General features: G+C 29.4%; 7 protein-coding genes. 6 read left to right on the top strand and 1 reads right to left on the bottom strand.

Annotated features, from left to right (window positions below; translation table 11 throughout):
* Nucleotides 1-329 precede the first annotated feature (329 nt).
* The 4 genes from B2694_RS06005 to B2694_RS06020 all read left to right on the top strand — a co-directional run bounded on the left by B2694_RS06005 (nucleotide 330) and on the right by B2694_RS06020 (nucleotide 3,467).
* The gene (locus B2694_RS06005; RefSeq protein WP_346884975.1) at nucleotides 330-1,220 is read left to right on the top strand and encodes a YitT family protein; all 891 of its coding nucleotides are present in this window, start codon (nucleotides 330-332) and stop codon (nucleotides 1,218-1,220) included.
* Between the two features lie 225 nt (nucleotides 1,221-1,445).
* Nucleotides 1,446-1,868 carry a helix-turn-helix domain-containing protein gene (locus B2694_RS06010; RefSeq protein WP_147520410.1) on the top strand — a complete coding sequence of 141 codons (423 nt, stop codon included), beginning with the start codon at nucleotides 1,446-1,448 and terminating at the stop codon, nucleotides 1,866-1,868.
* A 40-nt stretch (nucleotides 1,869-1,908) separates the two neighbouring features.
* Complete coding sequence (locus B2694_RS06015) at nucleotides 1,909-3,084, top strand: macrolide family glycosyltransferase (protein WP_346884976.1); 1,176 nt, start codon at nucleotides 1,909-1,911, stop codon at nucleotides 3,082-3,084.
* Between the two features lie 89 nt (nucleotides 3,085-3,173).
* Nucleotides 3,174-3,467 (top strand): cysteine-rich small domain-containing protein, encoded by a 294-nt coding sequence (locus B2694_RS06020; protein ID WP_346884977.1) that lies wholly within the window; start codon nucleotides 3,174-3,176, stop codon nucleotides 3,465-3,467.
* Between the two features lie 79 nt (nucleotides 3,468-3,546).
* On the opposite strand, the gene B2694_RS06025 is transcribed toward B2694_RS06020, so the two are convergent.
* Complete coding sequence (locus tag B2694_RS06025) at nucleotides 3,547-4,098, bottom strand: TetR/AcrR family transcriptional regulator (protein WP_346847230.1); 552 nt, start codon at nucleotides 4,096-4,098, stop codon at nucleotides 3,547-3,549.
* A gap of 219 nt (nucleotides 4,099-4,317) precedes the next feature.
* On the opposite strand from B2694_RS06025, the gene B2694_RS06030 reads away from it, so the two are divergent.
* Both B2694_RS06030 and B2694_RS06035 read left to right on the top strand, forming a co-directional pair.
* Nucleotides 4,318-5,019: an ABC transporter ATP-binding protein gene (locus tag B2694_RS06030; protein WP_346884978.1), complete on the top strand. Its 702-nt coding sequence runs from the start codon at nucleotides 4,318-4,320 to the stop codon at nucleotides 5,017-5,019.
* Nucleotides 5,020-5,029: 10 nt separating this feature from the next.
* The gene (locus B2694_RS06035; RefSeq protein WP_346884979.1) at nucleotides 5,030-8,437 is read left to right on the top strand and encodes an FtsX-like permease family protein; all 3,408 of its coding nucleotides are present in this window, start codon (nucleotides 5,030-5,032) and stop codon (nucleotides 8,435-8,437) included.
* Nucleotides 8,438-8,485: the final 48 nt, after the last annotated feature.

Here is an 8,485-nt window from a genome sequence, read left to right on the forward strand (position 1 = left end):
TAAAATTCATACACTTCTTTATTAATGTTTTAGACTATTTTTCTCAGGTGGGAAAGATGGTGGAGCTAGGACCAGGTGCATAAGGAAAGTGGGTTATATTACCAAACAATATTATTTGAAACTCTACATTATAACAACCAAGACCAAAGTAATAATTTCTATAAATACCATGGGTTTAATAAAAAATTCTTGAAAAATTTAAAATTATCATTTTGAAATATAGGTATTTATGTTAAAATTAATCATGTAAACGATTTTATTATTTATATTATAATAAACTAATCGTATTTGAAAATAAACGGTTAGTTTAAAGGTTGAGGAGAGATAAAATGGGGGAAAGGGTGAAATCTTTTATTAAGGAAATACCTATATTAACATTAGGTATGTTTATTGGAGCATTAGCTGTACATTTCTTTTTGATTCCAAGTAAATTAATTGTTGGATCTATTACTGGCTTATCAATAGTAATTAATTTACTTACATCCATTCCATTGCCGGTATTAATTTTTATTATAAATTCATTTTTATTAATTTTATCTTACTTTCTTATTGGGAAAGAATTTGGCATTAAAACTGTATATTCAGCTTTGATTTTGTCACCGCTCCTTGCCATATTAGAAAAGTTATGGCCAATGAGCCAATCATTGATGCAAGATCAGTGGCTAGATCTTATATGTTTTGTGTTACTTTTGAGTTTTTCACAAGCGATTTTATTTAGACGCAATGCATCAACAGGTGGTTTAGACATTATAGCTAAAATTGTAAACAAATATTTTCACGTTGATTTAGGTACATCAGTTACTATTGCAGGAGCAATTATTTGTTGTACCGCAATTTTTGTGTATGATGTAAGAACGGTAATCATAGGATTGATTGGGACTTATCTCAATGGATTAATATTGGAGCACTTTATGATAGGATTTAATTCTAGAAAAAGGGTTTGTGTTATCTCTAATGATTATCAGTTAATTCGTAAATTTATAATAGAAGATATGAAACGTGGAGCAACACTATATCCAATTAAAGGTGGATTAGAAGCTGAGGGCAAGTATGAAATTGAAAGTTTAATGACACGAAATGAATTTTCTTATCTTATGGAATTTATTAAAAAAGAACAAATTGATGCATTTATTACCGCAGGAACAGTTAGTGAAATCTATGGTAATCTTGGAATAAAGGGAATCAAAAGTAAACCAAAAGTATTATTAGAAAATAAATAAAATCATTAATAACTATAGCTATGTAAGTTTAAACTTATGTAGCTATTTTTAAATTAATAAGTTACTTATAAAATTTTTTCTTAGCAATTGATTCTTCTGTATATCTACTATTTTTAGGAGTAAGGAAGTTATAATTTCAATATAAATATATACATGAATGTTAATACTGGTTGATAGACATTGAAGGGTAAGAAAAATATAATAAATATGAAAGGTATGATAAATATGATTAATATAAATTTGAAAAGATTAAGGAAAATCAATCAATATACTCAAGAAGAGGTGGCAGAGAAGATTAATGTTTCTAGGCAAGCTGTTGCTAAATGGGAAAATGGAGAGTCAACTCCAGATATAAATAGTTGTATTGCTCTTGCAAAATTGTATAACGTTACTATGGATGATTTAGTTAATCATTCAGAAGAAGATTCAGGTGTTGTTGTACCACCTAAGGGAAAACATTTCTTTGGATCCGTTGTGGTTGGAGAACGTGGTCAGATTGTTATTCCTAAAAAAGCTAGGGAGCTATTTAATATTAAGTCTGGTGATAATTTATTAATATTAGGAGATGAAGATAGGGGAATTGCCATTGTACATCAACGTGACCTTATAAATTTTGTAGGTCAAATTGGTGTGGTAACTAAGGAGTAATAGCTTTTAAGCAGAGGGGTTAAAAGGGGAGGATTATAATATGAGTAAGATATTATTTTTTTGCATTCCTGCACATGGACATACGAATCCTACAATTGAGGTAGTACGTGAATTATCATATAGAGGTCATGAAGTATGGTATTATTCTTTTGATGAATTTAAAGAAAAGATTGAAGGAGCAGGTGCAAAATTTATTAGTTGTAATGAGTATCTTCCAGAATTAAAGCCTGGGGATGAGAAAAAAATTGGGAAGGATTTTGCTGCTTTAATTGAGATGATAGCAGATACCACTATAGCTTTAGATGAAAAAGTATGTAATGAACTTAAAGGGTTTAATCCAGATTGTATTGTATCAGATTCTTTATGTTTTTGGGGTAAGCTATTTGCAGAAAAATTGAATATTTCCTATGTATGTTCTACAACAACCTTTGCATTTAATCAGTATACAGCAAAGATGATGAAGAAAAGCTTTAAGGAAGTTATACCTATGATTTTAGGCATGAGTCGTATTAATAAGAAAATAGAGCTTTTACGAAACCATGGATATAATGTTAAGAATTTTATTTCTATAATTCAAAATGATAATGATACAAATACTATTGTATATACTTCAAAGGAGTTTCAACCAATGGTAGAGACTTTTTCAGATAAATATTCCTTTATAGGTCCTTCAATATCTAATGTTAAGGCTGAATATGAGGAAAGAAAGCGTAAAAAAATATATATTTCCTTGGGAACAGTAAATAACAAAAATAAAAAGTTTTATAAAAATTGTATAAAAGCCTTTGAAACTTGTGATTTTCATGTGGTTATGTCAGTTGGAAAAGATACTGTAATTGAAGACTTAGGCTATATACCAGATAATTTTAAGGTTAGAAATAGTGTAGAGCAAATTATAGTGCTTCAAAATACAGATGTATTTATTACTCATTGTGGTATGAATAGTGTTAATGAAAGCTTGTATTATGGTGTTCCTATGGTGTTATATCCACAGCATGAAGAGCAAGGAATGGTAGCAAGACGAGTTGCTGATCTGAAAGCTGGGATCTTTTTAAAAGGTAATAATCCTAAATCCTTAAAAGATGCAGTATTACAGGTTATGAATAATGATGATTATAAGAAAAATGCAAATAAATTAGCAGACGGTTTCAAAAATGCTGGAGGTGCAAAGAAAGCAGCTGATTCTATATTAAAGGTTATAGATGCTAGAAATTGACGGTTATAATCACACACTGTATAATAAAAAGTATAAGATAAATAGTGTAAAAAACTTTACACTAAGGATAAAGGGTAGGGGGAGAAAAAATGATAGATAAATATTGGGAAGGTAAGCATTATGCTTTTCATCAAAATAAGGAATGTGAATATTTCCCTTGTCACAAAACTAATAAACCTGAGGAGTTTAATTGCCTATTTTGTTATTGCCCACTTTACGCATTAGCTGATAAATGTGGTGGTAATTTCAAAATTACTGAAGACGGAATAAAGGACTGTAGTGGATGTATGGTTCCACATGTTAAAGATAACTATGGGCTTATAAATAGTAAGTATAGTGAAATTGGGAAATTAGTTAAAGAGCAATTAGAAAAAAATAAATAATCAGATAATAAAGAAGCTAAAAATCTAGATACCAAGTTATATCTAGATTTTTAGCTTCTTTGTTTAGTTATTAATAATATTAAGGTCGAAAAGAGATAATACTATTTATAATGTTAACTATTTCTTTAGGAGATTCCTTTAAATCATTGTCTAGCCATGTTTGAACAACTGAAACAACTCCTCCTACAGAGTATTTTATAAAGTAATCTAAAAATTTATCATCTACTTTTGAATCCCTAACTAGCTTATCAATTTTAGATTTACTTGCTACGTAAATAATACGATCCATAATGTTGTTTTCCATTTGTTTACTGAATAAAATCTGGCATAATTCTTTGTTTTCTTGAATTAATTCAAGAGCTTTAAGCAATAAAACATCTTTGTATTCTTCAACTGGGGTTTCTTCGATATATTCTAAGATTTGATTAAATAGTTCATCCTCTAAGGATTTAAGTAAGTCATAGGTATCTTTGTAATGGGTATAAAAAGTTCCTCTATTAATATCTGATTTTTTGCAGATATCAGTAACGGTAACTTCATGAATTTTCTTATGTTTAAGTAAGTCAATTAAACTTTCTTTTATTATTTTTTTAGTATATAAAATTCTTCTATTTCCTTTAACGCCTGCCATTTAACTCATCCTTTTTTAGTATTAATTAAAGCAATTATTAATTATATGTTATTAAATAAACAAAATTCGTTAAAATGTATATTTAATAACACTATGAAAATATGTGATTATTGTAACTAATCCATATATTATTTATACTTGAATTATAGCATTAACTAAACAAGGTGTCTATTTAATGACATTGAGTATTTAAAGGTAGTATTGATTAGGGAGGGCAACATGTCATACATAGAGATAAAAGATGAATATAAAAGATACAAGGTTGGAGAAACTACCATTGCAGCAAATAATGGTATTAATTTTTCTATAGAAAAGGGAGAGTTTACTATTATTCTAGGGCCAAGTGGTGCAGGTAAAACAACTGTGCTCAATATACTTGGAGGAATGGATACTTGTGATGAAGGTGAAATAATTATTGATAACGTTGATATATCTAAGTTTAATAAGAGACAACTTACTAAGTACAGAAGACATGATGTGGGGTTTGTATTCCAGTTTTATAATTTAGTTCAAAACTTAACTGCAAAGGAAAACGTGGAATTGTCTACACAAATTTCAAAGGATGCTTTAGATGTTGATAAAACTCTTGAGTTAGTGGGACTTGATCATAGAAAAAACAATTTTCCATCTCAATTATCAGGAGGAGAACAGCAAAGGGTTTCTATAGCAAGGGCTATAGCTAAAAATCCTAAGTTGCTTTTATGTGATGAGCCAACTGGAGCCCTTGACTATAAAACAGGAAAACAGATTTTAAAGACATTACAGGATACATGCAAAAACACAGGGACAACAGTAATTGTTATAACCCATAATTCAGCCCTTGGGCCTATTGCAGATAGAGTTATAAAAATTAGGGATGCAAAGGTTACAAGTGTTGAAGTGAATAAAAATCCTGTTTCAGTTGAAGACATAGAGTGGTAGAGGGTAGAAGATGAAAAATGGAGCATATAAAAAATCAATAATAAGGGAAATATTATCTTCTAAAGCAAGGTTTATATCAATACTCGCTATAATTTTTTTAGGAGTTGCTTTTTACTCTGGAATTAAATCCAGTGGGCCAGATTTAAAAGAGTCCATAAATGAATTTTTTAGAGAGCAAAATCTAATGGATAGCAAGATAGTGTCTAGTATAGGTCTTAATGAAAATGATTTAAAGCTACTTGAGAATAAGGATGAAATTTTAGATTACTTTGGAACATCTAGTATAGATGTAAATTTAACTAATATAAATAATGTGGTTAAGTTTATGGAATATAATAAGAAGGACTTTAGTAATATAAATAAATTTATTGTTACAAAAGGGAGATTGCCTGAAAATAGTGGTGAGATAGCTTTAGATAAAAATGCTTTAAAGGAAGATAAAAATTTAAACATAGGGGATACCTATACCATAGAATCTGATGAAGAGCTAGATGAATACTTTAAGGAGAAAACTTTTAAAATTGTTGGATTTGTACAAAGTCCTATGTATATAGAAAATATATCTAGGGGAACAACTACCGTTGGAAAAGGAAGTGTAGACTATTTTGCAATATTAAATAGCTTAGATATATCCATGGATGTGTATACGGAAGTATATGTACGATTTAGAAATGTAGCTAATCTTGGTGCATATAGTGATGAGTATAAGGATAAGATGGAGGAAAATAATAAGTATCTTAAAAGTTTATACTCAAATAGAGTGGTAGAAAGAATTGAAGAAGTAAAATTAGAGGCAGAAAAGGAGCTTAGTAAGGCTTATAAAAAAATAGAAGATGGTGAAAAAAAACTTGAAGATGCTGAAAAAGAATTAGATGAAGGTAGAGCAAAGCTTATTAATGGTAAAAATCAATATGAAGAGTTTGCAGAAAAGTATCAGCAAGAAATTAAAGCTGGTGAACTGAAATTAATTGAAGGTGAAAGAGAGTTAGACAAAGGTCAGAAAGAACTTGATAAACAAAAAGAGCAATTTTTACAGGGTGAGAAACAGCTAGAGGCAGGAAAAATTCAACTTGATAATGCTAAGGAAGGATTTTTAAAACAAGGCATTGATCCAACTAAAAGCACGATAGAGTATGAAAACCAAATATATAATTTAGAAGTTTTAATAGGGACATACAATGCACTTTCTAGTGATATGAGAGAAACAGCAAAGAACACTAAAGAAGGTGAAAAAGTTTCAAAGGAAAAAATTCAGTATTGGAAAGGTGCTTTATCTAATCCTAATTTAGGTTTAAATGAATTAGGTAGTTTAGTAAGTAGTTTAGAAAAAGACCCAACTAATGTTTCTTTAGTGATTAGTATGGCACAAGGAGTAGAAGGTGCTAGTAAAAGTGCAAGTGAGAATAAGTCTAAGGTAGAAACTTTAGTAGCTGGAATAACTCAGTATCAACAAGGTATAATTGCCTATGAGGAGAAAGTTAAAAGTTTTAATGAAGGCAAGATACAACTTGAAGCAGCTGAAAAGCAAATACTCATAGGGAAAGAGGAACTTATCAAAGGTAAAAAAGAACTTGAGGAAGGTAAAAAGCAAAGACAGTTAGAACTTGATAAGGCTAAGAAGGAACTTGAAGCTTCAGAGAAAAAACTTCTTCATGGAGAGAAGGATATCAAGGAGAATAAAGCAAAATTTGCAGATGGGCGAAAAGAGATAGATGAAGAAAAGGAAAAATTAAATGAGTTAGATAATAGTAAGTATTATTTCTTTGATAGAAATGATAATCCTGGTTACGCAACTTACAAAGGATCAATTGATAGCTTAGATAAGATAGCTTCAGTATTTCCTGTGTTTTTCTTCCTAGTTGCAGCACTTATATGCTTAACTACAATGACTAGGATGGTGGAAGAAAATAGAGTGGAAATAGGAACTCTAAAGGCATTAGGCTATAAGGATTTAGAAATAGCTAGGAAATTCATAGTTTATGCAGCATTAGCTAGTATTGTTGGTAGTGTCCTTGGTATTGTAGTTGGAAGCAGTATCCTTCCATATATAATTAGTAAAGCTTATTCATCTGCATTTGCATTACCAAAGGTAAAAATACGCTATTATCCATCCTATATAATTCAATCTTTAGTAGCTTCAATACTTTGTACTGTAGGAGCATCATTAATTGTATTAAAAGAGGAATTAAGAGAAAATCCTTCTAATTTAATGAGAATAAAAGCTCCAAAGGTTGGTAAAAAGATATTATTAGAAAGAATTACACCTTTATGGAAAAGACTGAACTTTAATCAAAAGGTTACCTTTAGAAATCTTTTTAGATATAAGCAAAGGATGTTAATGACAATACTTGGTATATCAGGATGTATGGCTATGCTTGTTGCAGGGATATCTCTTGAAAAATCAAATTCTTCAGTTATGGATATTCAATTTGGGAAATTATTAAAGTATGATGCTATGGTAGTATTTGATGATAATAATAGTAAAAAAGAAGATGAGGAATATGAAAGTAGTTTAAATAACTTAAAAGGATATGAGAGTAGCTTAAATATTCATCAAGATTCAGTAACCTTCATTAAAGAAGGTGTAAGTAAGCAAAGTGCTATTATGTATGTACCAGAAAATATAGATGAATTAAATAAATATATTTTATTAAACCATAGAGAAAGTGGAACTGAGTACAAACTATCAGATAGTGGAGTAATTATAAATGAAAAGCTGGCAAATGTTTTAGGGGTATCTGCTGGGGATTATGTAACTTTAACAGATTCGGATAATAATTCTCATCAGGTTAAAGTAGATAACATAGTAGAAAATTATGCTGGACATTATATATATCTATCACCATCCTATTATAAAGAGATATTTAAAAGTGCTCCTAAATATAATGCACAATTATTAAAGTTAAATTCTAATAGAGAAGATGATAATAAAATATCTACTACCCTTATGGACAATGATAAAGTAGTAAATGTTACCCTTGCTTCAAAGCTAAGAAGCTTAAGTGAATCTGCTGATTTAGGCTTAGTTATGATAGTAATAATAGTTGCTTCTGGAAGTTTAGCATTTGTTGTATTATATAATTTAATTAATATAAATGTATCTGAACGTATAAGAGAGATATCTACCATAAAGGTACTAGGCTTTTATGATAATGAAGTTGCCATGTATATATTTAGAGAAAACATAATACTAACAATATTAGGTATACTTGCAGGGTCAGTTATGGGTAAAATATTATATGTATTTTTAGTGAGTACAGCAGAAATGGATAATATGATGATGATACCAACTGTAGACATGAGCAGTTATGTAATCTCTGGATTAATTACAATGTTTTTTGCCATATTAGTTATGATAATGATGCATATAAAATTAAAAAATATAAATATGATAGATGCACTAAAATCCATAGAGTAAAGTTTAAATTAAAGGGAGTCGCAAATTGGAGGGTACTGAAAAAGTACC

Source organism: Clostridium sp. UBA4395, assembly GCF_002390995.1.
Classification (GTDB): Bacteria; Bacillota; Clostridia; order Clostridiales; family Clostridiaceae; genus Clostridium_J; species Clostridium_J sulfidigenes.